Genomic DNA, 26,878 nt, shown 5'->3' with positions numbered 1-26,878 from the left:
AGCCTCAATGAGGAGACTGGTCATCCTGGGCGGCGGAACAGCCGGCACCATGGTCGCCAACAAGCTGCGATCGGCGTACCCGTCAGCGGAGCTTGAGATCACCGTCGTTGATCGCGACGACGACCACCACTACCAACCCGGGTACCTCTTCCTGCCCTTCGGCATCTACGACGAGGGCAAGATCGTGCGCTCCCGGCACCACTTCATCCCCGATGGGGTGGAACTGGTTCTGGCGGAGATCGACAGGGTCGACGCTCACGCCAAGACCGTCCACCTGGCGGACGGTCGCGAGCTGGACTACGACACCCTCGTCATCGCCACGGGAGTGGAGCCGAGGCCGGACCTCACCCCGGGCGCGGACGCGGACGACGTCCACCACTTCTACGACCTGCCGCGGTCCATCGCCCTGGCGGAGGCGTTCAAGGAGTTCCGCGGCGGGCGGCTGGTGGTGCACCTGACGGACATGCCCATCAAGTGCCCCGTCGCCCCTCTCGAGTTCACGTTCCTCGCCGACGCCTACTTCCGCGAGCGGAAGACGCGGAAGAAGGTGGAGATCGTCTACGTCACCCCCCTGGACGGCGCCTTCACCAAGCCGATCGCCTCGCGCGAGCTGGGCACCATGTTCAAGGATCGCGACATCCGTCTTGAGGCGGACTTCGCGGTCGAGCGGGTGGATACCGAGGCCAAGGAGCTGGTCTCCTTCGACGATCGGCACGTCCCCTACGACCTGCTGGTCTCGATCCCGCTGAACTTCGGCGCCGAGTACGTGGCCCGATCCGGGCTGGGCGACGACATGAACCTCGTGCCGTGTGACCAGCAGACCATGCGCTCCCTCGAGCATCCGGACATCTTCGTCCTCGGCGACGGCGGCACCCTGCAGACATCGAAGGCCGGCTCGGTGGCCCACTTCTCTGTGGACGTGTTCATGGAGAACTGGCCCTATTATCTCGCCGGACAGGAGCTGCCCCATCACTTCGACGGGCACGCCAACTGCTTCATCGAGACCGGTCACGGCAAGGGCATGCTGCTGGACTTCAACTACGGCACCCAGCCCTACACCGGGGGATTTCCGCTCCCAGGGGTCGGGCCGATGACACTCCTGGGGGAGTCGCGTTCCAACCACCTGGCCAAGCTTGCGTTCCGGTTCGTGTACTGGGAGTTCCTGCTGCGCGGGCGCCCGCTCCCCTTCACCACGGACATGCACCTTCTGGGCAAGAACGTGGAGGGCGCCGCTTCAGGCACCTCGAACAAGGACCTCTTCCTCAGGGCGCTCGGGAAGCGCGGGCACGCCGCTCCCGCCTCGAAGGCGCCCAAGACGGCGAAGGCCGTCTCCCGCGCGACCACTCCCCGCAAGTCCGCGCCGCGCCCGGTGTCGCGCCCCACCTCCCCTGCCAGGGACGCCGTACCGGTGGCTGCGTACGTGCCCACCACGGGCGTCGACTCCTCCGCCGACCCCTCGTCGGTGCTGCCCGATCCCATCATCCCCAAGTTCTAAGGAGAACCTGTGCCCACCACCCGCATCGGGGACCGAGCCATCGACGTCAACGACGAGGGCTTTCTCACCGAGTACAAGCAATGGGACGAGGACCTCGCCCCCATCCTCGCCGGCTATGCCGGCATCGACGAGCTGACCGACGAGCACTGGAAGGTGCTGCAGTTCCTGCGCGCCGACTACCCGGCCCGCAAGGAAACCGCGACGCTGCGCCGCGTGGCCAGCGTCGGAGGTTTCGACATGAAGCAGCTGTTCAGGCTGTTCCCCGGCAAACCCGCCAAGAAGATGTCCTACATCGCTGGGCTGCCCAAGCCCAAGGGCTGCGTCTAGGAAGGACTGCCCAATGACCGAGATTTCTGACACCCCCATCATCCCCGACTTCGGTGGCGCCCGCCCCACCTCAAGCCCGGCCGCGTCCGATCAGAAGGCCGCCCCAGTCAAGGCGAAGCCCTCGGACTTCGCGGCGGCGCCGTCGGGTGAAGACCGCCCCCGCAAGATCTGTTTCATCGCGTCCAAGGGCAACCTGGACATGGCCTACCCGGCGCTCATCATGGCCAACGCCGCGCTGGGCGAGGGCGTCGAGACTCACATCTTCTTCACCTTCTGGGGCTTCGACCTGGTCACCGAGCGCACGATGGACGATCTGAAGTTCACCATGCTCGGCAACACGGCGATGCACCTGCCGATGGCGCCCAACATGCCGGTGTGGGCTGGGATGGGCGCCATCCCCGGTATGACCAAGATGGCGACCAAGATGATGCGCAAGCAACTCGACGACCTGGAGATCCCGGGCGTCCGCGAGATGCTCGACATCATCGTCGCCTCCGGGGGCCACCTGTGGGGCTGCAAGCTCAGCTTCGACATGAACGGTCTCACCCAGTCGGACCTGTACGAGGGAGTGGAGGACGTGATCAGCGCCGCGGACTTCATCGAGCTGTCAGAGGGCGCGCAGGTCATCTTTGTCTGAGGCGCATCCGTCACTGTTCACGGCGCCTGCCCGCGGGTGTGGGCAGGCGCCGTGAACAGGTTGGTCTCGGTCAGGTGAACAGGCTCACGCCGCCAGGTCCGACCAGGAGGCCGAGGATGATCAGGACGATGCCCCACACCAGTTGGCTCCGGACGATGGCGAGGATTCCGGCGATGACAAGCACCGCGGCGATGATCCACAAGATGGTTCCCATGTCATACTCCTTGTTCGTTGAAGGTCGTTGTCAGATCTGATCGCGCCGGGGGGTGTCCCGCAGGTCCGCAGTCGCGGGGTCGTGGTAACGGTCCTGGCCCATGTCGTCGCGAAGGTTGTCCCGAAGGGTCCCGTCGTCGCCGGGCGTGGCCGTGGCGGTGTCAGGCAGAACGTCGCGGACGTTGTCCTGGCCCATGTCATCGCGGAGTGCATCCCGCAGCGGTCCGTCGTCGCCACGATGGCTGCGCAGGTCGCCCGCCGCGGTGTGGTCCGGGTGATCGACGCTGGTGTCATCGAGGTCGTGATGGGCATGCCCTGCGTCGTCGCTCCGATGCTGGGCCCTACCCTCGGCCTCAAGGCGCTCATTGTCCGTGGCGTCGCCCCACATCTCCTTGGCGCGACCGGCGACCTCGTCGGCGGCCTTGCGCATGCTGTCTTCGATTCCCATGATTCCCTCCTCGGTTTTCCCGAATCGGCTCCACGCGGGTGCGGATGCCGTCTCACTCTCCTCGTACCCGATACCCGGAGTTTCAAACACCCGGATTTCCGGGAGCGGGCCGTTCACGCGGCCGCGGGCTCCATCTCGTCCCTGAGCTCGCCGAGAACGCGCGACAGGATGCGGGAGACCTGCATCTGGCTCACGCCGACACGCCGGCCGATCTCGGCCTGGGGCAGATCGTCGACGAAGCGGAGATGCAACACCCTCCGCTCCACCGGGCTGAGTCGGCGCATCGCTGAGTTCAGCGTGATCAGGTCCGGGATGAGCTCAAGGTCGTGGTCGGTGGCGGGGAGCTGCAGCCCGGGGGCGCTGTCGTCGGTGCCGGTGGGGGCGTCGAGTGAGATCGGCCGGAAGGCCAGAGCCAGCGTCTCACGCACACCCGCACCGTTTCCGCCGCCTGAGGCGTCGTCAGGGCGGAGTTCCTGCAAGCGGCGGGGCGGACGCACCATCCAGCCGGCGCGGAAGTGTCTCTTGATCTCCCCGGTGATGGTGGCCACCGCGAACGGCACGAAGGAGCCGGCCTCGGGGCGGAAGCGCTGGACTGCGTAGATCAGCCCGACACGGGCTACCTGGATCAGGTCGTCGAGATCGAGCCCGCGATTGGCGTAGCGCCGCGCGAGCGCCTCGCAGAGATCCAGGTGCATCATCACCACCTCATCGAGAAGGCTCTGACGGGCGGTGTCGGAGGTTTCGGCGCCCAGCCGCCGAAGGAGCTCCACAGCGCGTTTGTCGCGCTCAGTGATTGCTGGGGTTGCGAGGGTGTGGACAGTTGCCATGAGTCAACTCACCTTTACGGAAGAGTCGGAGTCGGCACGTGGTTTGAACCGCTCTGTCTGTGCTCACCTTCGCACGGGTCCTCACATTTGGCAAGCAATTCGGAATGAAAAGTGGCAGGCTCTGCCCATGGGAGGTTTGGCATGAAAGCGCAGAAGGTGGTGGTCGCGGGGGCTTCAGGGCTGATCGGGAGCGCATTGGTCCGGGCCCTCCGGGCGGATGGCGTCGAGGTGACGACGCTGGTGCGCCACACGCCTCGTAATGCGGGCGAGGCGCAATGGCTCAAGGGCGAGGAGCCTCTTGATCCGGGCCTCCTCGAGGGCGCGCGCGCTCTGGTGGTGCTCAACGGAGCGAGCATCGGCAGGCTCCCGTGGACGAGGAGCTACCGGCGCACGCTCTGGGAATCGCGCCTGATTCCAACCCGTGCAGCGGCCACAGCCGTCAGGGAAGTGGGCCCTGGCGGGCCGGCGCTGATCTCCGCCTCGGCCGTGGGCTACTACGGCTCAGTTCCAGGACAGGTGCTCACCGAGGCATCTTCTTCCGGAGACACCTTCCTGGCGCGGTTGTGCGTCGCATGGGAGGCGGAGGCGGCCCTCGTCGGTCCCGACGCGCGGGTGGCCATGCTGCGGACGGCTCCCCTCGTGCACCCCGAGGCGTTGCTGAAGCCCCTGATCCTCCTCACCAGCCTGGGGTTGGGCGGTCCCATCGGCCGCGGCACCCAGGTGTGGCCGTGGATCTCCCTCGACGACGAGGTCCGGGCCATTCGGCACGTGATCGACCACGACCTCGGCGGGCCGGTGAACCTGGCCGGTCCCACGCCTGCCACGGCCAATGATCTGGGGCGGTTCCTGGCGAGGCGCCTCAACCGTCCCTTCCTGATCCCCGCCCCTGAGTTCGCCCTCACGACCCTTCTGGGGCGGGATACTGCCGAGTCCCTGATGACCTCGGATGCCGACGTGCGCCCGGCGAGGCTGCTTGCCGACGGATTCGAGTTCCGGCACCGCACCGTCGAGGAGGCGGTTGAGGCGGCCCTCGAGGCGCGCTGATCGGGCCGACGACGGGCCGTTCGTCCGGCTCAGGGGGTCCGGTCCGGCGCTTTCGCAGTGAGTGCGACGCTCAGCGCAGCCCTGGCCTCCGCCAGTGCCGTGTCCGCCCGGCGATCGGCAAGGTCCAGCATCGTGCCGATGCTGGGGCCGCCCAGGAGGCCCACCTCCTGCCGGGCGATCACCAGATCCTGAACATCGCCGAACGCGGAGGTCACGTCCTTCCAGGCGGAGGCGCTCTCCTCGTCCGCGGAACGGGAACCAGCGAGTCCGGCCACCACATCGTGCGCGTAGCGGGCGGCCTTGGCGGCCTTGCGGACGTCATGCCACAGGCTCACGTCGGACGGGTTGGCTTGCGCCAGTTGACGGCGTCGTCGGACCCGGTCGTCTGCCCGATCGGCCAGGCGCCGCAACTCGAGGGGGGCATCCCTCCTCCCGGATCTGGAGGCCTTCACCCGCAGCAGGTGGCCGATCATGCGCTCGTGCAGCGCGTCCCACCGGGGGGTTGCCATGGAATTGAGCAGCAGCCCGCGCGCGTCGTCGTGGCGCCGCGCCAGGTCGACACGGATCCGGGCGCGATCGTCTACGCCGAGCCCGACCTCGCCGGCCAGTTCGTCGATGAGGGCGAGGATGACCTCGGTGTCCCGGGGACCACCCAGGAGGACGCCTGCCCATCTGAGCTCGCTCACCAGCCCCGGCAGATCCGGCGCGGCGAGGGTTCGGCCGAACACCGTGAGGATGCTTCTGAGCCGGCGCAGCGCGACCCTCGCCTGGTGCACAGCGTCGTCCTCATGCGTGACGAGCGCTGTGTCTAAGGCCTGGAACTGGCCGAAGTGCCGTGCGAGCTCCGCTGTGACCGCGTGTGCGGCGGTGTCGCGGGAGGTGCCCCGCCCGGCTCCGGATTCCAGCGCCTGCTGAGCCTTGGACGCGTGCACCGCGGGCCGCAGTCCCGAGCGCAGGAGCAGCGAGGCCACTTCATCCATGGTGGATTCAGGTTCACCCGTGGCGAGTTCCACCTCCACCTCGCACCAGGAACGGGCCCCATCGGACGGCTCGCCCAGCGGACGCGCCCGCACCCGGTCAACCGCCACCTCCGCACGTATCCGGCCGCTCTCACCGAAAAGGTGCGTGATCCGCCTCCTCGTCCGGAGCAGCAGAACGGGCAGGAGCGGATCCTCGCCCACGACCTCGGCCACAGTGGCGCGCAGGGATGCCGGCACCCTGCACGGGGCCGCGAGCGGGAGACTGTGCTCGAGCCTGGATCCGTGTGGGCCGGGCGTCTTGAGGTGCCAACCGGCGTCCTCGCCGCCGGTGCGCCTCCTGAGGGTGACCCCGGCGCGCGCGAGGGCTCCAGCTGGGGTGTCGAAGTACTCGGCCCTCAAACGGAGCGTACGCATCGGCGAAACCGGCCCCAGGAGGCCGAGCTCCGGCAGCGCTCCCCCAGCGGGCAGAGAGAACTTGCGCTCCCGCTCGAACGCCGTGCCCGCCTCGTCGCGACCAATTCGCATCAGGCATCCAGCCTAGTGGCCGGATCGCGCCGGAGGACCTTGCGTGGCTCATAAGCTGGCGGGGTGATCGAGTTTCGCGACGTCTCCAAGCTCTACCCGGATGGGACGGTCGCGGTCAGGGACTTCTCCCTGACGGTGCCCTCGCATCGTTGCGTCGTGCTTCTCGGCTCCTCCGGAAGCGGCAAGACCACGCTCATGCGCATGGTCAACCGGATGGTGGAGCCCAGTTCGGGGAGTGTTCTGATCGACGACGAAGACGTGCGCGACGCGGACCCGGTCCGGCTTCGCCGATCCATCGGCTACGTCCTTCAGAGTGGCGGGCTCCTCCCCCACCGCACGGTCGCGGACAACGTGGCCACGGTGCCGATGCTGACGGGCGCCACACGTCGCGACGCCCGCGCCCAGGCCATCGGGCTACTGGAGCGGGTCGGGCTGGATCCGGCGTTGGCCGGACGCTATCCGTCACAGCTCTCCGGCGGGCAGCAGCAACGGGTGGGCGTGGCCAGGGCGCTGGCCTCGGATCCCAACATCATGCTCATGGACGAGCCCTTCGGGGCCGTGGATCCCATCGTGCGGCGCGAGCTGCAGGACGAACTGCTCCGCCTTCAAGCCGAACTGGGCAAGACCATCGTGTTCGTCACCCATGACGTGGACGAGGCCTTCCGGTTGGGCGACGAGGTGGTGGTGCTGCGGCCGCAGGCGCAGATCGCGCAGCGCGGTACCCCCGTCGAGATCATGCTGGCCCCCGCTGACGACTTCGTGCGGGACTTCATCGGGGCTGATCGCGGGAGCCGCACACTCCGAGTGGACGTGGTGCAGGGCCGCAGGGTCGCGGTGGATGCCGAGGGCCGGGCAGTGGGGATCATCGAGTGACCTGGCTGGTGAACAACTGGCCGCAGGTCATTGAGCTGTCGATCGGACACCTGCTGCTCACCCTGCCTGCTGTGCTGATCAGCATTCTCGTGGCGCTGCCCCTGGGGCGGCTGGCCTTCCGCCGGCCCCGCCTCGGCGGCCCACTGCTCGCGGCCGCCAGCCTGCTGTACGCGGTGCCTGCGCTTCCGCTGCTCATCGTCATTCCTGTCATCCTCGGCACCCCCCTCCGCTCAGCGGCCACCATGATCGCCGCGCTGAGTGCCTACGGTGTGGCCCTGCTGGTGCGCAGTGTCGCCGACGGTTTCGGCTCGGTCGATGAGCGGGTCCGCGATGCGGCGGTGGCGGTGGGCCATTCCCCGTCGAGCGTCTTCTGGCGGGTGGACCTTCCCCTGTCGACGCCGGTGATCCTGGCGGGGATCCGGGTGATGACCGTGTCGACCGTGGGCCTGGTGACCATCGGGGCCCTGATCGGCGTGCCAAGTCTCGGGACGCTTCTCACCGACGGGTTCCAGCGCGGCATCGTCGCCGAGGTGGCCACGGGCGTTGTGCTGACCGTGCTGCTCGCACTCCTGCTGGATGGGTTGTTGATCGTGGCCGGCCACGCACTCACACCGTGGACCCGTGCCTCGGGCGGCCGCCCTGCGGCCGCGCTGGAGGTGCGGCGATGAGTCTCTTTCTCCAGGCCCTGGCCTGGTTGGGTGACGCCGCCAACTGGCGCGGCGCCGGCGGGATTCCCGTCCGCGCCGGCGAGCACCTTGCCATCACTGTGGTCGCCGTGGCGTTGGCTGCGCTGATCGCGGTCCCCGCGGGTGTCATCGTCGGTCACTCGCGGCGCGGCGCGGCCGCCGTCGGCGCCGTCACGGGCGCCGCTCGCGCAATCCCTTCCCTGGGCCTCCTCACACTGTTCGGGCTGTGGCTGGGCATCGGCCTCCAGGCCCCCATCCTCACCCTCGTGGTCCTTGCCGTGCCGTCGCTCCTGGCGGGCGTGTACTCGGGGTTCCACGCCATCGAGCCTTCGATCCCCCAGGCCGCGTCGGCCATCGGCTTCAGCCCGGCGCAGGTGGTGCTTCGCGTCGAGGCGCCACTCGCGCTGCCCGTGATGCTCGGTGGCCTCCGTGCCGCCACCCTTCAGGTGGTGGCCACGGCCACCCTCGCCGCCTACACCTCGGACCACGGCCTGGGGCGGTACCTCTTCGCCGGCTTGAAGACCCGCGACTATGCCCAGATGCTGGGCGGGTCCATCGTGGTCATCGCGTTGGCCCTCATCCTGGAACTGGCGCTGGCTGCCTGCCAGCGCTGGTCGTTGCGTCTCGCAGATCCCGCAACAGCCTCCGCCCGTCGATCACCCGTTATCACCTGACCTCCACCACACAAAGGACCTGACCATGGCTCGCTTCGCCCTTTCCCTCGTCGTTCCCCTTGCCGCCGGACTGGCCCTGGCCGGGTGCGGCGGCGCTGATCCGCTGGCCACAGACCCGCCGGAGGAGAGCGGCGCCTCCACGGAGCCCGCCGCCGCCATCGTGGTGGGCTCTCAGGACTACTACTCCAATGAGATCGTCGCGGAGATCTACGCGCAGGCGCTCGAGGCGGGCGGCTTCGAGGTGGACCGCCAGCTCCGGATCGGCCAGCGGGAGGCCTACCTGCCGGAGATCGAGGCCGGCACCATCGACCTGTTCCCCGACTACACGGGGCCGCTCCTGCAGTACTGGGCGCCGGACTCCGAGGCCCGCCTGTCCGAGGATGTCTTCGCCGAACTGCAGGAGGTTGTCCCCGACGGGCTCCGCGTTCTGGCACAGTCCGATGCCACGGATCAGGACTCCTATGTGGTCACCCGCGCCTTCGCCGAGGAATGGGATCTTGCCACCATCGCTGATCTCGCGAACGTGACCACACCTCTGACACTTGGTGCCAATTCAGAGGCGGAGACCCGCCCCAACGGCCCGCTGGGCCTGGCCGAGAAGTACGGCCTCGAGGTGGGATTCACGCCCATCGAGGACGGCGGCGGCCCGCTCACCGTCAAGGCCCTCCAGGACGGCGACATCCAGCTGGCCATCGTCTACACAGCGGACCCGTCCATCGCCCAGAACGACCTGGTCTCGCTGGAGGACAATGAAGGGCTCTTCCTGGCCTCGCACCTCGTGCCGTTGGCCAGCGACGACGTCACCACCGAGGCGGCCGCCATCATCGACGGCGTGAGTGCCGCTATGAGCCCCGACGAGCTCATCGCCCTCAACAACCGCAGCGTGACCGAGCAGCTTCCCGCCGCCGATATCGCCGCCGACTGGCTGACCGAGGAGGGTCTCGCCTGACGCAACGCCCGCCGCGGCCCACGTTCGATCCGGGCGTTGCCTTCCTGTTACAGGTCCGTTAATCGGCCCACATGCCTTGTTGGGACCGTCCGGAGCCTCGTATGGTGCTGGTATGGCCTCACCGGATGCATCCGCGCTTCACACGTCGAACGTGGACGTGGGGCGCGGCGGCCCTCTCGTGGTGGTCGATCACGTCGACAAGCACTTCGGTGCGCTCCACGTCCTCCGCGACATCAATACGGTGGTCCATCGCGGTGAGGTCGTCGTGGTCATCGGCCCCTCGGGCTCCGGGAAGTCGACGCTCTGCCGGGCCATCAACCGGCTCGAGACGATCGACTCCGGCACCATCTCCATCGACGGGAGCCCCCTGCCGGAAGAGGGCAGGGACCTGGCGAGGCTGCGTGCCGACGTCGGTATGGTCTTCCAGTCGTTCAACCTCTTCGCGCACAAGACGGTTCTCGAGAACGTGACACTGGGACCCATCCGGGTGCGCGGCATGAACAAGAAGGACGCCGACGAGAAGGCGATGCGGCTCCTCGAACGGGTCGGGGTCGCCGATCAGGCCAAGAAGATGCCGAGCCAGCTCTCCGGTGGCCAGCAACAGCGGGTGGCGATCGCGCGCTCGTTGGCCATGGACCCGAAGCTGATCCTTCTGGACGAGCCGACAAGCGCGCTCGACCCGGAGATGATCAACGAGGTGCTCGACGTCATGGTCGGCCTAGCGGCTGAGGGGATGACGATGGTGGTCGTCACCCACGAGATGGGTTTCGCGCGCAAGGCTGCGGACCGGGTCCTGTTCATGGCCGACGGCGCAATCGTCGAAGAGGCAACACCGGAGGAGTTCTTCACGAACCCCCGGAGCGAAAGGGCGAAGGACTTCCTGTCGAAGATCCTCCATCACTGACCAGCCCGCCCCAGGGCGGAGATCGAGCGGCCGCCACCTAGGCGGACCGCAGACCAGGAAAGGAAGAGGCATGAAAAGAACGAGGAACTCCCTGATCGCGTTCGCGGCCGCAGGCGCGTTCGCGCTTTCGGGCTGCGCCGGCGGCAGCTCCAGCGAGACCACCGCCCCAGCTGCCGGGGGGAGCTCATCATCGGCAGCGGAGGAGGTGACCTTCGAGGAGGGCACCACGATGGCCGAACTGAACGAGGCAGGCAAGATCACGATCGGCACGAAGTTCGACCAGCCGCTGTTCGGTCTGATGGGTCCCTCCGGTGTCCCTGAGGGCTTCGACGTCGAGATCGCGAAGATCATCGCGTCACACCTGGGCATCTCCGAGGAGAACATCGAGTGGGTCGAGACCGTTTCGGCCAACCGCGAGCCGTTCATCGAGAACGGGCAGGTGGACTTCGTCGTGGCGACCTACACGATCAATGACGCACGCAAGGAGGTCGTGTCGTTCGCCGGCCCGTACTTCATGGCTGGACAGTCGATCCTGGTGCTCGCCGACAACGAGGACATCACCAGTGAGGACGATCTCGTCGGCCAGCCGGTCTGCTCGGTGACAGGCTCCACCCCGGCCGCCAAGCTCGCGGAGATCGGCGCGGAGCCCCTCCTCACCGACACGTACTCGAACTGCCTCGAACCGCTGCGCAACGGCACAGTGGTGGCGGTGTCCACCGACAACGTGATCCTCGCGGGCCTCGCCGCCCAGAACGAAGGCGAGTTCAAGGTGGTGGGCGAGCCGTTCACCTCCGAGCCCTACGGCATCGGTCTTGCGCTGGAGGACACCGACTTCCGGATGTGGATCAACGACGTCCTCGAGGAGAGCTACGCCGACGGAACCTACGAGGCGGCCTGGAACGACACAGCCGGCGCGGTCCTCCCGTTCGTCGATCCGCCCACCCCTGACCGCTACTGAGACGGCGCGGTGGGCCTGACCCGGCCCGGCCGGGAAGGGCCCACCGCACCACAACGAAGGGGGAGCCCATGACGCAGCTCTGGTCACTTATGCCTGAGTTCTGGGAGGGACTCCGCGTCACACTACTGCTGCTTGTGGTCTCGGGCGGGCTCGCGCTCGTGCTCGGCACCCTCATCACTGCGATGAGGATCTCGCCGGTCCCTGTCCTGCGCTGGTTCGCGGCGGCCTGGACCGAGGTAGCCCGCAACACTCCCCTGACCCTGGTGTTTCTTTTCACGGCGTTCGTCCTGCCGATGCTGGGGGTCCGCACGCCGTACCTGCTGCTCGCCTTCGTCGCCCTCACCTACTACACCTCGCCGTTCGTCGCGGAGGCTCTACGCTCGGGCATCAACGGCGTGCCGGTCGGTCAGGCGGAAGCGGCGCGCAGCATCGGCCTGGGCTTCGGCCAGACGGTGTCGCTGGTTGTGCTGCCGCAGGCGTTCCGCATGACGATCCCTCCCCTGATCAACGTGTACATCGCGCTGACGAAGAACACCTCGGTCGCCGGCGGCTTCTTCGTGGTCGAGTTGTTCGCCAGCACGCGGCAACTCGTCAACGACAACGGCAACATCGTCATCCCGATCCTCGTGCTGGCGGCGGCGCTCTACCTCGTGATCACGGTTCCGCTCGGCTTCGCGGCCGTACAACTCGAGAAGCGATGGGTGGTGTCGCGATGAGTGCCACCAGCGTCCTGTTCGACGCCCCCGGACCCCGCGCCCGCCGCGCCTCGCTCATCGGGTCGATCGTGTCGCTGGTGGTCATCGTCGCCGGCGCGGCCTGGATCATCGGCATCCTGGCGGCCCCGCGCCAGTCGGGCGGCATCACGCTGCCAGGGATGTTCGACGCCTCGCGATGGGACATCTTCGTCGATCCGCAGGTGTGGGACTTCATCGGCAACGGCGTCGTCGGCACTCTCCGGGCCGCGGGCGTCGCGGCGGTCGGTGCCGTCGCCCTCGGCGTGGTGTTCTCGCTGATGCGCAGTTCCCTCCTGCCGTGGGTGCGCATCCCGACCGCTGTGATGCTGGAGTTCTTCCGCGGCATGCCGGTGCTGCTGATGATGCTGTTCATCCTCCTGGTGGCCTCGACGGGCGCCTTCTGGGCCGTCGTCATCGCCCTCATCATCTACAACGGCACCCTGATCGGCGAGGCGCTGCGCGCCGGGCTCGCCGCCCTGCCCCGCGGACAGCGTGAGGCCGCCTTGAGCCTCGGCATGCGCGAGTTCCAGTCGAAGATCCTCGTGGAGTTCCCGCAGGCGTTCCGGCAGATGCTGCCGATCATCATCGCCCAGCTGGTGGTGCTCCTCAAGGACACGTCGCTCGGCTACATCGTCGGTTACAACGAGATCATTCGCAGCAACATGAACAACCTCGCGAGCTTCTTCGGGAACCGCTACCTGTTCTCGCTCTTCATCGTCACCCTGGTGATCTACCTCACGATCAACCTGCTGCTCTCCTGGTTCGCCCGGTGGTTGTCGTGGCGGACGGGCAGCGGGGGTCACCTCCCCAAGGCTGGCGGGGCCGACACAGGAACCGCCGATCCGACGTCGACGATCCGGCTCGCGCAGGCGAGCGCGATCGCCCGGCAGTCCGAGAGCTGGGAACGCCGCTGATCCCCGTGAGAATGGGTTCTGATCAGCGGAGCCGGCAGAAGGCGTCGACGTGGTTGACCCGCCCGGAGACGATCAGCTCGTCACCGGCCTCGATCACCATCTCCGGCACCGCGTAGATGAAGTCCTGACCCGGACGCTTAGCGCCCACCACCGTGACCTTGTTGTTGGTGCGGACCAGCGTCTCGCGCAACGTCTTGTCCCAGGTCATTTTCGGTGCCCTCGTGCGGGCGATGGCGAAGCCGTCCTCGAACTCGAAGTAGTCGATCATGTACCCCGACACGGCGTGGGCGACGCGCCGTCCGGTGGATGCCTCGGAGTACACGACGTGGTGGGCGCCGATCCGCTCCAGGATCGCCCCGTGCTCGCGGGTGGCGGCGCGGGCCCAGATCTCCTGGACCCCCATCTCGGAGAGCGCAAGGACCGTCATGATGGACAGTTCCACCTTGCTCAGCCCCACCACCGCCTTGCGGATCTGATCAATGCCGATCTGCTGCAGCGCCTCGCGATCGGAGGGGTCCATCTCGATGACATGGGCGAAATCGTCTGCGTGACGCACCGCCTGGGTGTGATCGTCGGTGACCGCGATCAGAGGCACCCCCATTTCAGCCAGTGCCTTCGCGGTGGCGGTGCCGAACAAGCCCAGTCCGACGACGAGCACAGTGTCGTCCGTGATCCGACGATCACCCGATCTACCCAACAATTGGCTGCTCCTCTGGGAGGACGTAATGGCGGTGGCGGGTCCGCAGGGCCAGTGCGGCCGCAACCGACACCGTTCCCACCCGCCCCAGATACATCAACAGCATAAGGACCATCAGGGACTCCGGACGCAGGTGCGGGGTGATGCCGGTGGACACGCCGACTGTTCCGAAGGCCGAGATCGTCTCGAAGAGGACCTGCTGCAGCGTGAACTCGTCATCGACGACGATGAAGAGGGTGGCCAGGGCAACCACTCCGGCGCCGAGCATGACGACGGCGAGGGCCGCGCGCTGCACGGTCGCGGGGATGGCGCGATGACCGACCACCACCTGGTTCTCGCCGCGAAGCTCCGCGACGACGGTGGCAAGGATGATGCCGATGGTGCCGATCTTGATGCCACCCGCCGTGCCGGCCGATCCCCCGCCGACGAACATCAGCAGGTAGTAGAGACCAAGCGTCGTCTCGCTCGCCTGGCCGTAGTCGATGGAGTTGAACCCGGCCGTCCGCGGGAACACCGCACCGGCCAGCACGGCGAGCGCCCGGTCGTCCCACGGCATGGAGCCGATAGTGCGGGGGTTGTTCCACTCGGCGATCCCGAAAACCAGCGCCCCCAGCAGCAGGAGCGAGACCGTGCCCGCCACAGTGAGCCTCGTGTGGGTGCTCCACCCGAGGGCCCGGTTCCCACGGCGGAAAACCCGGCGCCCCACCTCGAGAAGCACCGGGAACCCGAGGCCTCCCACCACGACGGCGACACAGATCGGCACGATGATGGCGGGATCCCCCACGAAACTCATCAGGTTGTCGCTGTAGAGCGCGAAGCCGGCGTTGTTGAACGCCGAGATGGCGTGGAAGACGCCCTGCCAGGCAGCCGAGGCCCAGCTCTCGGTGTAGGGACGGAACGAGACGGTGAGCACCGCGGCGGTGACGGCCTCTGCCGCCAGCATCACGGCGGCAATCATCTTCGGGATGCGCAGAACCCCTCCGAACCCCGTGCGGAGTTCCTGACCGGCCAACAGTGACCCCTGCAGGGAGATCCGCCCAGTGGCGAGCAGCGTGAGCAGACTCGCCAGCGTAACGATGCCGAAGCCACCCACCTGGATGAGTGCCATGATGATGAACTGCCCGAAAGGGCTCCAGAAGGTGGCGGTGTCCACGGTGGTCAGCCCGGTGATGCAGATCGCCGACACGGCGGTGAACGAGGCGTGCAGGAGAGGCGCCGACTCCCCGGTGGTGGTGGCGGCCGGAAGCATGAGCAATCCGGTGCCGAGAACGATGGCCAAGAGGTACACGGACGGCACCACACGGGCCGGATGGCCCAGCCACCGAGTGAGCCGCATGGGCCGATCCTAGATCAGTCTGGGGCCGGAATGCCGACATCCTGGGCTCGATGGCCTAAGATCGTAGAACGACCACACAGTGTGGTCCAGAAATAAGAAGGAATGACGTTATGGCCACTGGCACCGTCAAATGGTTCAACTCCGACAAGGGCTACGGCTTCATCGCTCCCGATGACGGCACGGCCGATGTGTTTGCGCACTTCAGCGCGATCGCTGGTGCGGGACACCGCAACCTCGAGGAGAACCAGAAGGTTGAGTACGAGACCGAGCGCGGCCCGAAGGGCCTCCAAGCTGCGAACATCCGCCCCCTCTGAGTGAGGTGCCGGTAGGCATCTCCTAGGGCTTGAGCACCGCGACCCCCCATCTGGACACAGATGGGGGGTCGCGGCATGTCCGGGCAACTGCGCCGACGCCGTCAGCCTGCACGGTCCACTGACTCCTCATCCCGGTTCACCCGCAACGGGTGACCTCCCCGCCGTTGTACCTCCCGATACTGGTGTCACGAACAACAGAGGGAGTCCCATGACGTCAACCACAACAGCTTCGTCGAAGAGGACAGCCTGGGACGTCATTCTCGGCATCGTGCTGGTGCTGGGAGGGCTGTTCCTGCTAGGAAACGCTGTGTTCGCCACCGCGATCTCAGTGTTCGTCATCGGGTGGACCACCATGCTCTCGGGTGTCATCCTCCTCGCGGCATCGTTCTTCCGGATCAAGACCGGCGGCTTGTGGTCAGCCGTCCTGGGTGGTGCGATTCTGGCGGTGATCGGGCTGTTCATCCTCCGCAACCCGGTGGTGGGGGCCGTCGCTCTCACCCTCGGGGCGGGCGTGACCTTCTTCGTCAGCGGACTGACCCGCATGGCCTGGGCGTTCGGGGCGGAGAGCGGACGTCTGCTCCTGATCCTCAGCGGCCTGGTGTCCTTGGGGCTGGGGTTCTTCGTCCTCTTCAACCTCGGCGCCGCCACCCTCACGCTCCTCGGCACGCTGCTGGGCATCCAGACGCTCCTGGAGGGGCTCAGCCTCATGATGATCGGCAGGGTGCGACCCGAGAAACTGAAGGGCTGAATGTCTGCGCTGCACGGCGCCGACTGACTCAGCAACGTTTCCCACTCTCAAGGAGCTCTTCATGGATACCAGCAGCAAGCCCGCCACCGCCACCATCGCCACCAATCACGAACTTCTGACCCGGACTCTGCCGTTCGGGGACAGTCAGGACATCGACGACGCCCATCGGGGTTTCATCGCGGCCCTGAAACCGGGCGTCTCGTGCGTGCCGACGACGGCCGCGTGGTGTGGGACATCGATTCGTACGGATTCCTCAAGGCCGAGGCCCCGCTGACCGTGAATCCCAGCCTGTGGCGCCAGTCCAACCTCCTGATCGAGCAGGGCTTGTTCGAGGTGGTGCCGGGCATCTACCAGGTGCGAGGGCTCGATCTCTCGGTGATGACGGTCGTTGAGGGCGACACGGGCATCATCGTCATCGATCCCCTCCTGACGGCGGAACCGGCACGCGCCGCGCTCGCCCTCTACCGCGAGCATCGCGGTGGGCGCCCCGTGACCGCTGTGATCTATACCCACAGCCACGCGGACCACTTCGGGGGCGTCCGCGGGGTGGTGGATGAGGCCGACGTCGATGCCGGGCTGGTGCAGATCATCGCCCCGTCTGGTTTCATGGCGCATGCCGTTGCTGAGAATGTGTTCGCCGGTACCGCCATGAACCGGCGTGCTGGCTACATGTACGGGGCTGCCCTGGACCGCGGCCCTCAGGGGCAGGTGGGGGCGGGCCTGGCGCAGACCACCTCGACGGGTGAGTTCACGCTGATCGCGCCCACGGTCGACGTGTCCACCACGGGCGAGGAGCTCACGGTCGACGGTGTCCGGATGGTGTTTCAGATGGCGCCTGGCACGGAGGCGCCCTCAGAGTTCCACTTCTTCTTCCCCGATCTGAGGGTCCTGTGCCTGGCCGAGAACGCCAGCCACACTCTGCACAACATTCTCACCATCCGCGGTGCACTGGTGCGTGATCCTCACGCGTGGGCGCAGTATCTGACCGAGGCGATCGACCTGTTCGGTGCCGATACCGATGTGATCTTCTCCTCCCACCATTGGCCCACCTGGGGGCATGAGCGGTGCATGGAGTACCTGGGTCAGCAGCGGGACCTTTATGCCTATCTCCACGATCAGACGCTGCGGATGATGAACCAGGGCATGACCGGCATCGAGATTGCCGAGGTGATCCAGATGCCGCCTGCGCTGGAGAATGCGTGGCACGCCCGGGGTTACTACGGGTCGGTCAGCCACAACGTCAAGGCGATCTATCAGCGCTACATGGGCTGGTACGACGGAAATCCGGTCAACCTGTGGAAGCATCCCCCGGTCGAGGCGGGCAAGAGGTACCTGGAGTTCATGGGCGGGGCGGACGCCGTCGTGGCCAAGGCCCGAGACTCGTTCGACGCCGGCGACTTCCGGTGGGTGGCCGAGGTGCTGGGCCACGTCGTGTTCGCCCAACCAGACCACAAGGACGCGAAGGAACTGCTGGCCGACACACTGGAGCAGCTCGGCTACGGGTCCGAGTGCGGTACATGGCGCTGCGCCTACCTGTCCGGCGCCCACGAACTCCGGCACGGGGCATTCGGGACACCGGTCTCCAGTGTGACACCCGATATCTTGGCTGCCCTGACGCCGACGCAGTTGTTCGACTCGTTGGCCATCCGGGTCAATGCCCCGCTGTGTTGGGATGATCGGTTGTCGTTTGACTTCGACATCACAGACGCCGGGGTTCGGCATCGGCTCACCCTGACCAATGGAGTCCTCACCCAGTCCACCGCACCCCAGCCGACCGAAGCTGACGTGTCACTGAGGCTCAGCAGAGCCGCACTGAACGGGCTCCTGACCGGACAACTCGCCCCCGAGGGATTCGCCGACGCGGGCGTGGACGTCACCGGCGACCCGGGGGTGCTGGGCCGCCTGATGTCGGCTCTGGATCAGCCTGACCCGGGCTTCAACATTGTTCTACCGTAGGGCGCACGTGGGGGCTCTGAATGCCGTGGACAGCGCTCCTCCGTGGTTCGGGGGCGCTGTTCATTGCGAGCGCTCGCGCACCGCGGTAGCGACATCCAGACGCCGAACCGCGCGTATCCCAGGCCGCAGCGAGACCGCCGTGACCAGAAGCATGGCCAGGATGGTGAGCGCCATGGTGGCCGGCCGGGCCTCCAGTTCGAACGAGAGCATGTCGGTGGAGTAGGTGGACATCAGCCAGGATGCTGCTGCGTGCGCGACGACGCCCCCTGGTATCACGCCGAACGCAGTCAGGATCATGTTCTCCGCCATGACGTAGGCGCCGATCCTGCGGTGCGAGACGCCGTTGGCGCGCATGGTGGCGAGTTCCCCTGTTCGCTCCGCCAGATTGACCGAGACGACGTTGTAGATCAGCGCCACCGCAAGCACGCCGCCGAAGGCCAACATCAGGCCCACAATCAGGTAGAAGAGCCCCAGGTACTGCTCGATCATCATCCACACCGCCCGGACGTCGGTGACGGCGGCCACAGCGGGCAGGTCGCGCACCTCATCCAGCGCCGCGTCGCGGTCGGCATCATCGTCCAGCACCAGGGCGATCACCGAGGTCCCCGGCCGCGTCATCGCCTCCCGCCACCCGCGGCCGCCGTCGGTGCCGAGCACTTCCTCCAGCATCTCCCGGGTCAGGTACACCGGGCTGCCCATCGGCTCCCGCACGGTGTCTTCGATCGTGGCGTCGAAAGTGACGCCGAGGGTCGGCAGCGACACCCGCAGCATGCCGCCCACCTCCGCACCGGTCTCACCCAGGACCGCTTCGCCGACGACGACACCCGTGGTCGGTCCCCTGCCGCTGGGCGTCACGAAGCCGTGGACCTCGGTCCCGGACACGTGCGCGAACAGGGTGGTTGAGTAGGTGTCGTCCGGCCCCTGAAGTGAGGCTTCGAGCACCACCACCGGCTCGGCGGTCCGGACGCCGGGCACCCCCGCGACTGCCGCCACCACCGCGTCGTCCACGGGCACGGACGTCACGACGTCGCCGTCGTGGCGGTTGATCTCGCTGAAGTGGCGGTCGAGGAGGATCGTGACAGTGTCGACCATGGCCCAAGTGGTGTAGACGAGAGTCATGGCCAGAACGATCGCCACCACCACCGATGAACTGCGGCGGGGGTTGCGACCGATGCCGCGCACCACCATCAGCCACTGCACAGGCAGCCCGGAAGATGGAGGGAAGACACGGTCGAGGAGGCTACGGCGCGTGGATGACGCGGGCGAGTCGCCCCGAAGCGCCTCGGCGGGCTCCAGGCGAACTGCCGCGCGCGCAGGGACCCAGGCAGACAGCAGACCCACAGCGACCCCGAAGGTGATGCCGCCGATCGGGGTGATCCACCGCAGCTCCCGGATCGTGTCCGGAATCCCCAGTTCTGCGGTATAGGCCGCCGTCATCGTCCACCCGGCGGGAATGCCGAGAGCGATCCCGAGCACCGCCCCCAGTGTCCCGAGCCAGAGCCCGTAGGACAGATAGTGCCAGAGCACAGTGCCCCGCGAGAATCCGTTCGCCCGGAGCGTGCCGATGACGCTGCGCTGCGAGTGCACCACCCGCGTCAGAAGCGTGTATGCGGCGAGTCCGGAGACGAGGAGGAACATGGCCGGGAAGAACACGGCCATCTGCTCGAACCCGGTGACGTCCAGGTTCAGCGCCTTGTTCGACGGCTGGTCCGCGCGGGTCACCACCGCCTCCGCACCGTCCTTGAGTGCTGTACTGCGGACGGCGTCATCGAGAGTGACTGTGTCTGCGTCGGGGTGGTAGAGCACCAGGAGCTGGGGCAGTATCTGGGTCTCGTCGATGGAGTCGAGGACATCGTCAGTCACGAACAGGACCCCGAAGCTTCCCGGAGCCTCGAAGAACTCCTGGGAGCTGCGCGCGGGCCACAGGTACTCGGCGGACACCGCCTCCCCGGACACCGCCACAGCGCTCCAGCCTGAGTTCGTCAACACCTCGACGGTGTCGCCCTGTCTCAGCCCAAAGTGCTCGGCCAGATGGGTCTCCACGATCCCGGCGGCGCTCCCACCGCCCGGGTGTTCGCCGGCAACGACGTCAAGCAGGTTGACGTCGTTGGTGAGGGAGACGATGCGGCCCAGGAGGACCGTGTCCCCCACCCGGAGTGGTACGTCGGCCTGACGACGTCGCTCCACCGAGGCGACGCCGTCGATGGCTGCGAGCGCGTCGTTCAGCCCGGAGGTGCCGCCGGTGACGGTCACGTCGGCGAAGGCGAGGCGGCGGTAGGTGCCGTTGTAGGAGGCCTCGAGGTTGCGGTAGGCGTCGTAGGTTGCGGCGAACATCATCACACCGAGCACGATCGTGGCCAGCACGGAGAGGAACTGGCCACGCTGCCGGGCGATGTCCCGGCGGCGTTTGAGGCGAAGGCTCTTCACCACCGGAGGTCCTCGGGTGCGACCGGCGTCGCATTCGGCTCATCACTGACCAGGCGACCGTCTCTGAGGCGGAGGACACGATCCGCCATGCGGGCGATCTCGGAGTTGTGGGTCACGAGCAGGACTGTGCAGCCCCGATCGGTGGTGTCGCGCAGCACCCGGAGGATGTGTGTGCCGGTGTCGATGTCGAGGGCGCCCGTCGGCTCGTCGCAGAGGAGGAGCGGCACGTCCTTCACCAGGGCGCGCGCGATGGAGACCCGTTGCTGCTCGCCGCCGGAGAGTTGGCCGGGGAAGTGGTCCGTGCGGTCCCCCAGACCCACCTGGTCGAGGGCCCGGCGGGCGCGCTCGCCCGCCTGGGCCCCGGTGATCTCTGCGAGGAGTGAGACGTTCTCGAGTGCGGTGAGCGTGGGGACCAGGTTGAAGAACTGGAAGACGAAGCCGATGGTGGAGAGTCGGTAGCGCGTGCGCTCGTCCTCGTTCATGTCGGACAGCGAAGTGGCCATCACCTCCAGCGAACCGGCGGTCGGCGCATCTAAGGCTCCGATGACGTTGAGCATCGTTGTCTTGCCCGAACCGCTCGGCCCCAGCAGCACCACGAACTCACCGCGGGGGATCTCGAACGTCACGTCCTCGAGCGCGTTGACCGCGGTGGCAAGGGTGCCGTACGTCCTGCGGAGGTTCGAGGCACGGATGGCGCTGATGACAGGTGCGTCCGAGGTCGCGGCCGTAGCCACGTGCTTCCCGAGGTGGCTCATGCAGCCACCATAAACCCGCAGCATGAACCGGGCGGCCCGCAGGGGCTCACCTCCACTTTTCGAGGTCAGTGCCTTTCATCCCGGGGTCCCCTGAGGCCATACTGGATCATGCGGGAACGCACGCACGACGACTCCTTCGACGACCTGTTCGACGATGACCTGCACGCTGCGCTGGATGCGACGGCGGCTGAGCATCGTGCGTCCTTGACACGACATCTGGTGGCTGACCTCTCACGGGTGCAGAACCGTGGCACCCCCTTGCGCGGAGCGGAGGGCTACGGCTCCGACGGTGTGGTCCGGCTCCGATTCGCAGATGGTACAACGGTGCTGGCCAGGGGCGACGGCAAGGGCGGTCTCGGCTTCGCTGCGGTGGCGGTCATCCGCGGTTCGGCCGTTCTGTTGGCCGGTGTGCATGACGACGGCCTCACCGTTCACGCCGTGTTGGCGTGGGACCGGCGCCATCATGTGCGAATCGAGATCATCGGGAGCGATCAGCCCGACTGACACGGTGCCATGGCCGCGGCTGCTGCCGGCATCGGTGGACAGCGCTCACAAACCCAGGTTGACTTGGGCAGTGCTACGCGGACGCAACCCCATGATCATCACCCTCCTTGGGCTCCGCGGCAACGGCCGCGCGTCGGTCTACACCGAGCCCCTGTGGGGGCTCTCGATGATGCTGGTGTTGCCGTATGCGTCGGTGTTCATGCTGGCGTTGGGAGTGCGCGACGCGCAGATCGGGCTGCTCGCCACCATCTCGATGCTGTCCCAGGTGGTCTTCGGGCTGCTCAGCGGTGTCATCACCGACAAGCTCGGCCGACGGATGACCACCGCGGTCTTCGACATCATCGCCTGGGCCATCCCCTGCCTGATCTGGGCTTTCGCGCAGAACTTCTGGTGGTTCCTTGTCGCATCCGTCATCAACGGCGCGTGGCAGGTCACGCAGAACTCGTGGGACTGCCTGCTGGTGGAGGATGTCGACCGCGCCGAGATCCCGAAGGTCTACTCGCTCATCAAGGTCGCGGCGGAGTTCTCCGCGCTGTTCGCGCCCATCGCAGCCGTCCTGGTCTCGGGCCTGGGTCTCGAACTCGCGGTGCGGATCCTGTACCTCAACGCCTTCTTCATCATGTCGATCAAGATCTGGCTCCTGTACCGCTACACGACGGAGACCGCGACGGGAGTTGTGCGGATGGAGCAGACGCGCGGCGTGAGCATCTGGAAGTCCCTGTCGGAGTATCGCGGCGTACTCGGGCTCATCCTTCGATCAAAGGGCACGATGTTCTCGCTCAGCATCGCTGCGATCGTGGGCGCCGTCACGCTGGTCAATGCCACGTTCTGGCAGGTGGTGATCAATCAGCGTCTGGGCGTTCCCGACGCGCTGCTGCCGTTCTTCCCGATGGTGCGGTCGCTGCTGTCCGTGCTGTTCTTCTTCACGCTCATCCCACTGCTCACCCACTCCAAGCACTTGAAGGCGCCGACGCTGATCGGATTCGGCGTCTACTTCGCCGGCCAGGCGCTCCTGGTGGGCATCCCCTCCCCCGACGGCGCGGCCAGCCTGTCAACCTACGCGCTCCTTGGCATCTGCCTGATCCTCGATGCCTTCGGCGGTGGGATCCTGTTCATGCTGGCGGAGTCGTTGGTGGCGCTACACGTGGACCAGGCTGAGCGGTCCCGGGTGATGGCCATCCAGCGCACCTGCGTGATGCTGGTCACCGCCCCGTTCGGCTGGATTAGCGGGTGGCTGTCGAGCATGGATCGCAGCTGGCCCTTCGTTCTGACGTCGGCGCTGCTGGTGCTCGGCCTGCTCATCGCCGGCCTCTTCTGGGTGACGACGCACGACGATCTACACGAAGCCCCTCAACCCGCCTGAGCCCGGCCAATTACACCGCTCATTGGCCCCCTGAGGCTAAGTGCGCCCTCCAGTGAGTTCGTCGACGGCTGACTGAACGGCTTGGCGACTCTCTGGCCTGACCACGCGCGCCACCTCCTTGCCGTCCCGGAGAAAGATCAGGGTGGGCCACAGCTTGACGTGGAACGAACGCCCCAAGGGCCGACCTCTGCCGTCCTCCGCCTTGATGCGTCGGACCTCAGGTACCGCCGCCAGGACTGGTTCGATCACCTGCTCAGCCGCTCGGCAGTAGCCACACCAGTTGGTTCCGAACTGGAGCACGGTGAAGCCATCCGACTGGTCGATCTCGTCTCGTGTGGGCTGTGTGGTGCGGTATCCCAGAGTCATCCGTCAAGCGTAGGCGTGATGCCGGGAATGCCTGCCCTGATCACGCACTCTCCGAAGCGCCTCGGCGATCAGCGTCGCCGGTCGACCCTGTGGCCCCAACGATCCGGCCTGATATCGTCGCCGCCAACACCTCCTCCGGATCTGGCCCTTTTGAACCACGATTTCGCGAAAGGAGACCAGCGTGTCGAATCTTGCCGAACCCGACCGGGCGACAGCCCAGCGAGGCTGGTGGCTGCAGCGTGCAGTGCTCAGCCGGGCGCAACTCATCGCACTCGCCGCACTCGTCGCGGTGGCTGGGGGCGCCGTCGGAGCGGGCTTGGCCGTCCAACTCTCCCCAACCTCGGGATCTTGCGACGTCGTCCGGGTGGCTTCCACCGCGCTGCCCTCTGTGGTGACGGTCTTCGTCGAAGGCCAGGGCGGTGCAGGCTCAGGTAGTGGCGCGATCATCAGCGCCGACGGACTCATCCTCACCAACGACCACGTGATCGCCGCGGCTGCTACCGCCGGCACCATCGAGGTCCTCCTCGACAGCGGAGCACGTCACCCTGCGGAGCTGATCGGAACCGATCCGGTGACGGACGTCGCCGTTCTCCAGATCGAAGGCGACAACCTGCCGACGCTCCGCCTCGCGCCACGCGCGGACCTCAGCGTCGGTCAACCTGTCGTCGCGCTGGGCGCGCCACTCGGACTCTCGGGGACGGTGACCAGCGGAATCGTCAGCGCGATCGGACGGAATGTGCCCGCACCGAAGGCAGCCGGGGGCTCCACCGTGTTGGTGGGGTCGATCCAGACCGACGCGTCGATCAACCCCGGGAACTCCGGAGGTCCGTTGGTGACCTGTGAGGGGGATCTGGTCGGCGTGAACACCGCGATCGCGACGGCCCCGAACGTCGACGTGGTGGCCGGAGGCGGCAGCGTGGGCATCGGGTTCGCCGTGCCTGCGAGTATCGCCCAGCGGATCGTCGACCAGATGGTGGCCGACGGCCGCGCGACCCACCCGTGGATTGGCGCGCAGACCGCGGAGATCACCCAGGAGTCCGCGGATCGCTTCGGCACCCAGGCGGGCCTGTTCGTTCAGGCGATCGCCCCAGACGGACCCGCCGCGAGGGCTGGCCTCAGACCCGGCGATGTGATCACCGAGATCGACGGGGGTCCTGCCACAAGCTTCTCGGTTGCCTGGCTTCTGGCCACAGCGCGGGTCGGCGATGAGGTTCCGGTGGTCTACCTGCGCGACGAGTCGCCGTATCAGGCCACGATCACGCTCACCGAGCAGCCCTGATCCAAGTTAGCCGGGACGTTGTTGAGGCTGCCTGCGCCCTCGGATCCCTGGCGACAGGGTCCAGGCATGACCGACCGGGCTGCTGCACCCCATCGTGGATCGCACGAGGAGTAGGCCCGTGCCAGCCGCCTCGTTGACTGCGACCCGTCCACCGCGCGGCACGGCGGTCCGTGCCCTGGTACGGCTCTTCCCCGTGCGTACGTTCTTCGTCCCGGGCTACTACTCCGCGGGGGCCAGGACTGGTGAGCGTAGCAGCCAGCTTCCTCGTCTTCACCGGGGTCGGGATGGTCGGGCAGTCACTGATCCTGACCTGGCTGTTCAACCAGACCCGCGGCAGCGTCCTTCTCGCGGTGCTGGCACACGCCTCGCTGAACGTCGGCACAGGGTTCTTTGTGACACCAGGATTCGCCGCTTCGATGGCCGTCTGGGTGTCCTTCGGCGTCGTCGGGATGGTCGTGACGTTGGCTGCCCGGGCGGCGCTGTCCAATCGCCCGCCCACCACATCGTCGGCTACGTGAGGCCTGAGGCTGGGCCGCCGCGCCGTGCCACGAAGCGCTGGTCGACGCCCCTGGGCGGTCATCATCATCTCGGCCGCCCTGGAGTTCCGTCAGTGACGCCCACCCATGGGTCCCGGGGGTACGGGGAGGTCCAGCTGAACCCATATGGGTGCGTCGGGATCACCCTCATAAGGCGGCTGAACGGTGTACCCATGCTGCCGGTAGGGCAGGTCAGGGTGCAGGAAGGCGCTGGTGTCCAGGGTGAGCCGTTCACAACCACGGTCCATCGCCACAGCCTCGAGCAGGTCCAGCAGTTGGCCTCCCATGGCCAACCCTCCCGAACCGCGGGGCACCAGACTCAGCCGCGTGGCCTGCGCCACCGACCCTGACACGGAAATCACCGCCCCACAGACCGGATGCTCCTCCTCGATCACCATCGCCACGACATCCGAAGGCCTTGCCGTCCACCCTGACCGCCAAGCCGGGTAGTCCAGGGCCATCCGCCCCAACAGCTCGCTGACCGCCGGGTCGGCTCCCGTCGCCAGAACCGCCCCGAATCGTGCCCGGGTCACCTCGATCTGCGCTACCCGCCCACCGCGTTCGGACGCGTCATAGGCCGGCGACGCTCCCGCGACCAGGACGGGCAGAGGGCCAGGCGGCCTGCCGGTGAGCTGGGGCCGCACCTCCCAGCACCCGACGAGGAGAGGTGCGACCGTGATCCGCCGCTGGTACGGGTCGGGCACTTCGTCGCCGCCCACGAGGATCTCCCACCGCCTCTGATGGACATCACCAGACACCGCGACCGGCCGTGGAACGCCCCAGGTTTCGCACAGCGACCGGGCATCGACACCCCCGCCAAGGGCCAGAAGATACGAGGGATCGGCGACACCAGGGGGTGGGCACCCACCCACACGTGATCGAGCCCCGCATTAGTGACGATCCCGCTCGCCGCGGGCCACGACGTCGCAGCGACCAGGTCGCCAGCACTCACTGCGCCCTGCAACCTGGCCCGCAACCCGGCCAACATCGTCAGGAGAGGATCCGCGCCCATCGCAGCAGGCTAACCCCATCCACTCCATTTCGGGATCGCCGTGGAGCCGTCGCCTTGGATGGCCTTCGATACCAACCGGTGGGCCTGCCGCGCCTTGCGTTGTCGCCGGGAGCGATCAATCGGAGCCTGGTCGCAGGAGGCCGGACTCATACGCCACGACCACCGCCTGCACTTGTCCCTGACGCGCAGCTTCGCCACCATGCGGGCCGAGTGGGCCTTCGCTCCGCGCTGCCGCAGGCCATTCGGCAGCCCGTATCACCGGGGTCGATGGCGCCTCCTGAAGGTAACAGCGGCCGGACCTACCGGCCACTTCACCAGGGAGATACCCATGGGTGCCCAGTCCACGACCAGGAGATTGACCGCCTCGGCAACCGCCCAGAGCAGGTGGCGGCCTCGA

General features: G+C 67.2%; 29 protein-coding genes. 19 read left to right on the top strand and 10 right to left on the bottom strand.

Annotated features, from left to right (window positions below; translation table 11 throughout):
• Positions 1-7: 7 nt before the first annotated feature.
• Genes H5398_RS10410 through H5398_RS10400 form a run of 3 tightly spaced genes read left to right on the top strand, consistent with a single transcriptional unit; the run spans position 8 to position 2,459 of the window.
• Positions 8-1,495, top strand: coding sequence for an NAD(P)/FAD-dependent oxidoreductase (locus tag H5398_RS10410; protein WP_182799955.1), 1,488 nt, complete (start codon positions 8-10; stop codon positions 1,493-1,495).
• Between the two features lie 9 nt (positions 1,496-1,504).
• Positions 1,505-1,822, top strand: a complete 318-nt coding sequence (locus H5398_RS10405; RefSeq protein WP_182799954.1) for a TusE/DsrC/DsvC family sulfur relay protein — start codon at positions 1,505-1,507, stop codon at positions 1,820-1,822.
• Between the two features lie 13 nt (positions 1,823-1,835).
• On the top strand, positions 1,836-2,459 hold the full coding sequence (locus H5398_RS10400; protein ID WP_182799953.1) for a DsrE/DsrF/DrsH-like family protein: 624 nt from the start codon (positions 1,836-1,838) through the stop codon (positions 2,457-2,459).
• 70 nt (positions 2,460-2,529) lie between these two features.
• On the opposite strand, the gene H5398_RS10395 is transcribed toward H5398_RS10400, so the two are convergent.
• The 3 genes from H5398_RS10395 to H5398_RS10385 all read right to left on the bottom strand — a co-directional run bounded on the left by H5398_RS10395 (position 2,530) and on the right by H5398_RS10385 (position 3,947).
• Positions 2,530-2,673 carry a GPGG-motif small membrane protein gene (locus H5398_RS10395; RefSeq protein WP_182799952.1) on the bottom strand — a complete coding sequence of 48 codons (144 nt, stop codon included), beginning with the start codon at positions 2,671-2,673 and terminating at the stop codon, positions 2,530-2,532.
• 30 nt (positions 2,674-2,703) lie between these two features.
• Positions 2,704-3,120 (bottom strand): CsbD family protein, encoded by a 417-nt coding sequence (locus H5398_RS10390; RefSeq protein WP_182799951.1) that lies wholly within the window; start codon positions 3,118-3,120, stop codon positions 2,704-2,706.
• A gap of 113 nt (positions 3,121-3,233) precedes the next feature.
• A complete protein-coding gene (locus H5398_RS10385) occupies positions 3,234-3,947 on the bottom strand; it encodes a sigma-70 family RNA polymerase sigma factor (protein WP_182799950.1) in 714 nt (237 codons plus the stop codon).
• A gap of 141 nt (positions 3,948-4,088) precedes the next feature.
• Here H5398_RS10385 and H5398_RS10380 point away from each other — a divergent pair, with 141 nt between their 5' ends.
• Positions 4,089-4,991, top strand: a complete 903-nt coding sequence (locus H5398_RS10380) for a TIGR01777 family oxidoreductase (RefSeq protein ID WP_182799949.1) — start codon at positions 4,089-4,091, stop codon at positions 4,989-4,991.
• Between the two features lie 29 nt (positions 4,992-5,020).
• Here H5398_RS10380 and H5398_RS10375 read toward each other — a convergent pair whose 3' ends face one another.
• Positions 5,021-6,496: a CYTH and CHAD domain-containing protein gene (locus H5398_RS10375; protein ID WP_182799948.1), complete on the bottom strand. Its 1,476-nt coding sequence runs from the start codon at positions 6,494-6,496 to the stop codon at positions 5,021-5,023.
• A 63-nt stretch (positions 6,497-6,559) separates the two neighbouring features.
• Between H5398_RS10375 and H5398_RS10370 the strand changes: the two genes are divergently transcribed.
• The 8 genes from H5398_RS10370 to H5398_RS10335 all read left to right on the top strand — a co-directional run bounded on the left by H5398_RS10370 (position 6,560) and on the right by H5398_RS10335 (position 13,188).
• Positions 6,560-7,369, top strand: a complete 810-nt coding sequence (locus H5398_RS10370) for an ATP-binding cassette domain-containing protein (RefSeq protein ID WP_182799947.1) — start codon at positions 6,560-6,562, stop codon at positions 7,367-7,369.
• Positions 7,366-8,037: an ABC transporter permease subunit gene (locus H5398_RS10365; RefSeq protein ID WP_182799946.1), complete on the top strand. Its 672-nt coding sequence runs from the start codon at positions 7,366-7,368 to the stop codon at positions 8,035-8,037. The genes H5398_RS10370 and H5398_RS10365 overlap by 4 nt, the downstream gene beginning before the upstream one ends.
• The gene (locus H5398_RS10360; RefSeq protein WP_182799945.1) at positions 8,034-8,729 is read left to right on the top strand and encodes an ABC transporter permease; all 696 of its coding nucleotides are present in this window, start codon (positions 8,034-8,036) and stop codon (positions 8,727-8,729) included. Before H5398_RS10365 ends, H5398_RS10360 begins: the two co-directional genes overlap by 4 nt.
• A gap of 25 nt (positions 8,730-8,754) precedes the next feature.
• Positions 8,755-9,678, top strand: coding sequence for an ABC transporter substrate-binding protein (locus tag H5398_RS10355; RefSeq protein WP_182799944.1), 924 nt, complete (start codon positions 8,755-8,757; stop codon positions 9,676-9,678).
• Positions 9,679-9,790: 112 nt separating this feature from the next.
• The gene (locus H5398_RS10350; RefSeq protein WP_182799943.1) at positions 9,791-10,582 is read left to right on the top strand and encodes an amino acid ABC transporter ATP-binding protein; all 792 of its coding nucleotides are present in this window, start codon (positions 9,791-9,793) and stop codon (positions 10,580-10,582) included.
• A 70-nt stretch (positions 10,583-10,652) separates the two neighbouring features.
• A complete protein-coding gene (locus tag H5398_RS10345) occupies positions 10,653-11,540 on the top strand; it encodes a glutamate ABC transporter substrate-binding protein (RefSeq protein ID WP_182799942.1) in 888 nt (295 codons plus the stop codon).
• Between the two features lie 68 nt (positions 11,541-11,608).
• On the top strand, positions 11,609-12,256 hold the full coding sequence (locus H5398_RS10340) for an amino acid ABC transporter permease (protein WP_182799941.1): 648 nt from the start codon (positions 11,609-11,611) through the stop codon (positions 12,254-12,256).
• Positions 12,253-13,188, top strand: coding sequence for an amino acid ABC transporter permease (locus H5398_RS10335; RefSeq protein ID WP_182782772.1), 936 nt, complete (start codon positions 12,253-12,255; stop codon positions 13,186-13,188). The genes H5398_RS10340 and H5398_RS10335 overlap by 4 nt, the downstream gene beginning before the upstream one ends.
• Positions 13,189-13,210: 22 nt before the next feature.
• On the opposite strand, the gene H5398_RS10330 is transcribed toward H5398_RS10335, so the two are convergent.
• Positions 13,211-13,885 (bottom strand): TrkA family potassium uptake protein, encoded by a 675-nt coding sequence (locus H5398_RS10330; RefSeq protein WP_220489310.1) that lies wholly within the window; start codon positions 13,883-13,885, stop codon positions 13,211-13,213.
• Positions 13,878-15,221, bottom strand: coding sequence for a TrkH family potassium uptake protein (locus H5398_RS10325; protein WP_182782771.1), 1,344 nt, complete (start codon positions 15,219-15,221; stop codon positions 13,878-13,880). The genes H5398_RS10330 and H5398_RS10325 overlap by 8 nt, the downstream gene beginning before the upstream one ends.
• A gap of 110 nt (positions 15,222-15,331) precedes the next feature.
• Between H5398_RS10325 and H5398_RS10320 the strand changes: the two genes are divergently transcribed.
• From H5398_RS10320 to H5398_RS10310, 3 genes are all read left to right on the top strand, one after another.
• Entirely contained in the window at positions 15,332-15,535 is a 204-nt protein-coding gene (locus H5398_RS10320) for a cold-shock protein (RefSeq protein WP_182782770.1), read from the top strand.
• Between the two features lie 208 nt (positions 15,536-15,743).
• Complete coding sequence (locus H5398_RS10315) at positions 15,744-16,283, top strand: HdeD family acid-resistance protein (RefSeq protein WP_182782769.1); 540 nt, start codon at positions 15,744-15,746, stop codon at positions 16,281-16,283.
• Between the two features lie 201 nt (positions 16,284-16,484).
• Entirely contained in the window at positions 16,485-18,239 is a 1,755-nt protein-coding gene (locus tag H5398_RS10310; RefSeq protein WP_370586109.1) for an alkyl/aryl-sulfatase, read from the top strand.
• Between the two features lie 60 nt (positions 18,240-18,299).
• Here the strand turns inward: H5398_RS10310 and H5398_RS10305 are convergent, their stop codons facing one another.
• Positions 18,300-20,666: an ABC transporter permease gene (locus H5398_RS10305; RefSeq protein WP_182799940.1), complete on the bottom strand. Its 2,367-nt coding sequence runs from the start codon at positions 20,664-20,666 to the stop codon at positions 18,300-18,302.
• Positions 20,663-21,421, bottom strand: coding sequence for an ABC transporter ATP-binding protein (locus H5398_RS10300; protein ID WP_182799939.1), 759 nt, complete (start codon positions 21,419-21,421; stop codon positions 20,663-20,665). Before H5398_RS10300 ends, H5398_RS10305 begins: the two co-directional genes overlap by 4 nt.
• A 108-nt stretch (positions 21,422-21,529) precedes the next feature.
• Here H5398_RS10300 and H5398_RS10295 point away from each other — a divergent pair, with 108 nt between their 5' ends.
• Positions 21,530-21,925: a hypothetical protein gene (locus H5398_RS10295; protein ID WP_182799938.1), complete on the top strand. Its 396-nt coding sequence runs from the start codon at positions 21,530-21,532 to the stop codon at positions 21,923-21,925.
• A gap of 70 nt (positions 21,926-21,995) precedes the next feature.
• On the top strand, positions 21,996-23,288 hold the full coding sequence (locus tag H5398_RS10290) for an MFS transporter (protein ID WP_182799937.1): 1,293 nt from the start codon (positions 21,996-21,998) through the stop codon (positions 23,286-23,288).
• Between the two features lie 36 nt (positions 23,289-23,324).
• On the opposite strand, the gene H5398_RS10285 is transcribed toward H5398_RS10290, so the two are convergent.
• The gene (locus H5398_RS10285; protein ID WP_182799936.1) at positions 23,325-23,654 is read right to left on the bottom strand and encodes a thioredoxin family protein; all 330 of its coding nucleotides are present in this window, start codon (positions 23,652-23,654) and stop codon (positions 23,325-23,327) included.
• A gap of 181 nt (positions 23,655-23,835) precedes the next feature.
• Here H5398_RS10285 and H5398_RS10280 point away from each other — a divergent pair, with 181 nt between their 5' ends.
• Both H5398_RS10280 and H5398_RS10275 read left to right on the top strand, forming a co-directional pair.
• Entirely contained in the window at positions 23,836-24,933 is a 1,098-nt protein-coding gene (locus H5398_RS10280; protein WP_182799935.1) for a trypsin-like peptidase domain-containing protein, read from the top strand.
• 242 nt (positions 24,934-25,175) lie between these two features.
• Positions 25,176-25,451: a hypothetical protein gene (locus tag H5398_RS10275; RefSeq protein ID WP_182799934.1), complete on the top strand. Its 276-nt coding sequence runs from the start codon at positions 25,176-25,178 to the stop codon at positions 25,449-25,451.
• A gap of 89 nt (positions 25,452-25,540) precedes the next feature.
• On the opposite strand, the gene H5398_RS10270 is transcribed toward H5398_RS10275, so the two are convergent.
• Positions 25,541-26,188, bottom strand: a complete 648-nt coding sequence (locus H5398_RS10270) for a hypothetical protein (RefSeq protein WP_182799933.1) — start codon at positions 26,186-26,188, stop codon at positions 25,541-25,543.
• Between the last annotated feature and the right edge of the window lie 690 nt (positions 26,189-26,878).

This window comes from Tessaracoccus sp. MC1679, assembly GCF_014164775.1.
Classification (GTDB): domain Bacteria; phylum Actinomycetota; class Actinomycetes; order Propionibacteriales; family Propionibacteriaceae; genus Arachnia.
This window is presented reverse-complemented; position numbering and strand designations above follow the sequence as displayed.

Bases quoted from the DNA above. Each gene is read 5' to 3' on its own strand.
- H5398_RS10410 (WP_182799955.1), top strand. From the start codon at position 8: ATGAGGAGACTGGTCATCCTGGGCGGCGGAACAGCCGGCACCATGGTC.
- H5398_RS10400 (WP_182799953.1), top strand. From the start codon at position 1,836: ATGACCGAGATTTCTGACACCCCCATCATCCCCGACTTCGGTGGCGCC.
- H5398_RS10395 (WP_182799952.1), bottom strand. From the start codon at position 2,673: ATGGGAACCATCTTGTGGATCATCGCCGCGGTGCTTGTCATCGCCGGA.
- H5398_RS10390 (WP_182799951.1), bottom strand. From the start codon at position 3,120: ATGGGAATCGAAGACAGCATGCGCAAGGCCGCCGACGAGGTCGCCGGT.
- H5398_RS10385 (WP_182799950.1), bottom strand. From the start codon at position 3,947: ATGGCAACTGTCCACACCCTCGCAACCCCAGCAATCACTGAGCGCGAC.
- H5398_RS10380 (WP_182799949.1), top strand. From the start codon at position 4,089: ATGAAAGCGCAGAAGGTGGTGGTCGCGGGGGCTTCAGGGCTGATCGGG.
- H5398_RS10375 (WP_182799948.1), bottom strand. From the start codon at position 6,496: ATGCGAATTGGTCGCGACGAGGCGGGCACGGCGTTCGAGCGGGAGCGC.
- H5398_RS10360 (WP_182799945.1), top strand. From the start codon at position 8,034: ATGAGTCTCTTTCTCCAGGCCCTGGCCTGGTTGGGTGACGCCGCCAAC.
- H5398_RS10355 (WP_182799944.1), top strand. From the start codon at position 8,755: ATGGCTCGCTTCGCCCTTTCCCTCGTCGTTCCCCTTGCCGCCGGACTG.
- H5398_RS10350 (WP_182799943.1), top strand. From the start codon at position 9,791: ATGGCCTCACCGGATGCATCCGCGCTTCACACGTCGAACGTGGACGTG.
- H5398_RS10345 (WP_182799942.1), top strand. From the start codon at position 10,653: ATGAAAAGAACGAGGAACTCCCTGATCGCGTTCGCGGCCGCAGGCGCG.
- H5398_RS10340 (WP_182799941.1), top strand. From the start codon at position 11,609: ATGACGCAGCTCTGGTCACTTATGCCTGAGTTCTGGGAGGGACTCCGC.
- H5398_RS10335 (WP_182782772.1), top strand. From the start codon at position 12,253: ATGAGTGCCACCAGCGTCCTGTTCGACGCCCCCGGACCCCGCGCCCGC.
- H5398_RS10325 (WP_182782771.1), bottom strand. From the start codon at position 15,221: ATGCGGCTCACTCGGTGGCTGGGCCATCCGGCCCGTGTGGTGCCGTCC.
- H5398_RS10320 (WP_182782770.1), top strand. From the start codon at position 15,332: ATGGCCACTGGCACCGTCAAATGGTTCAACTCCGACAAGGGCTACGGC.
- H5398_RS10315 (WP_182782769.1), top strand. From the start codon at position 15,744: ATGACGTCAACCACAACAGCTTCGTCGAAGAGGACAGCCTGGGACGTC.
- H5398_RS10300 (WP_182799939.1), bottom strand. From the start codon at position 21,421: ATGAGCCACCTCGGGAAGCACGTGGCTACGGCCGCGACCTCGGACGCA.
- H5398_RS10295 (WP_182799938.1), top strand. From the start codon at position 21,530: ATGCGGGAACGCACGCACGACGACTCCTTCGACGACCTGTTCGACGAT.
- H5398_RS10285 (WP_182799936.1), bottom strand. From the start codon at position 23,654: ATGACTCTGGGATACCGCACCACACAGCCCACACGAGACGAGATCGAC.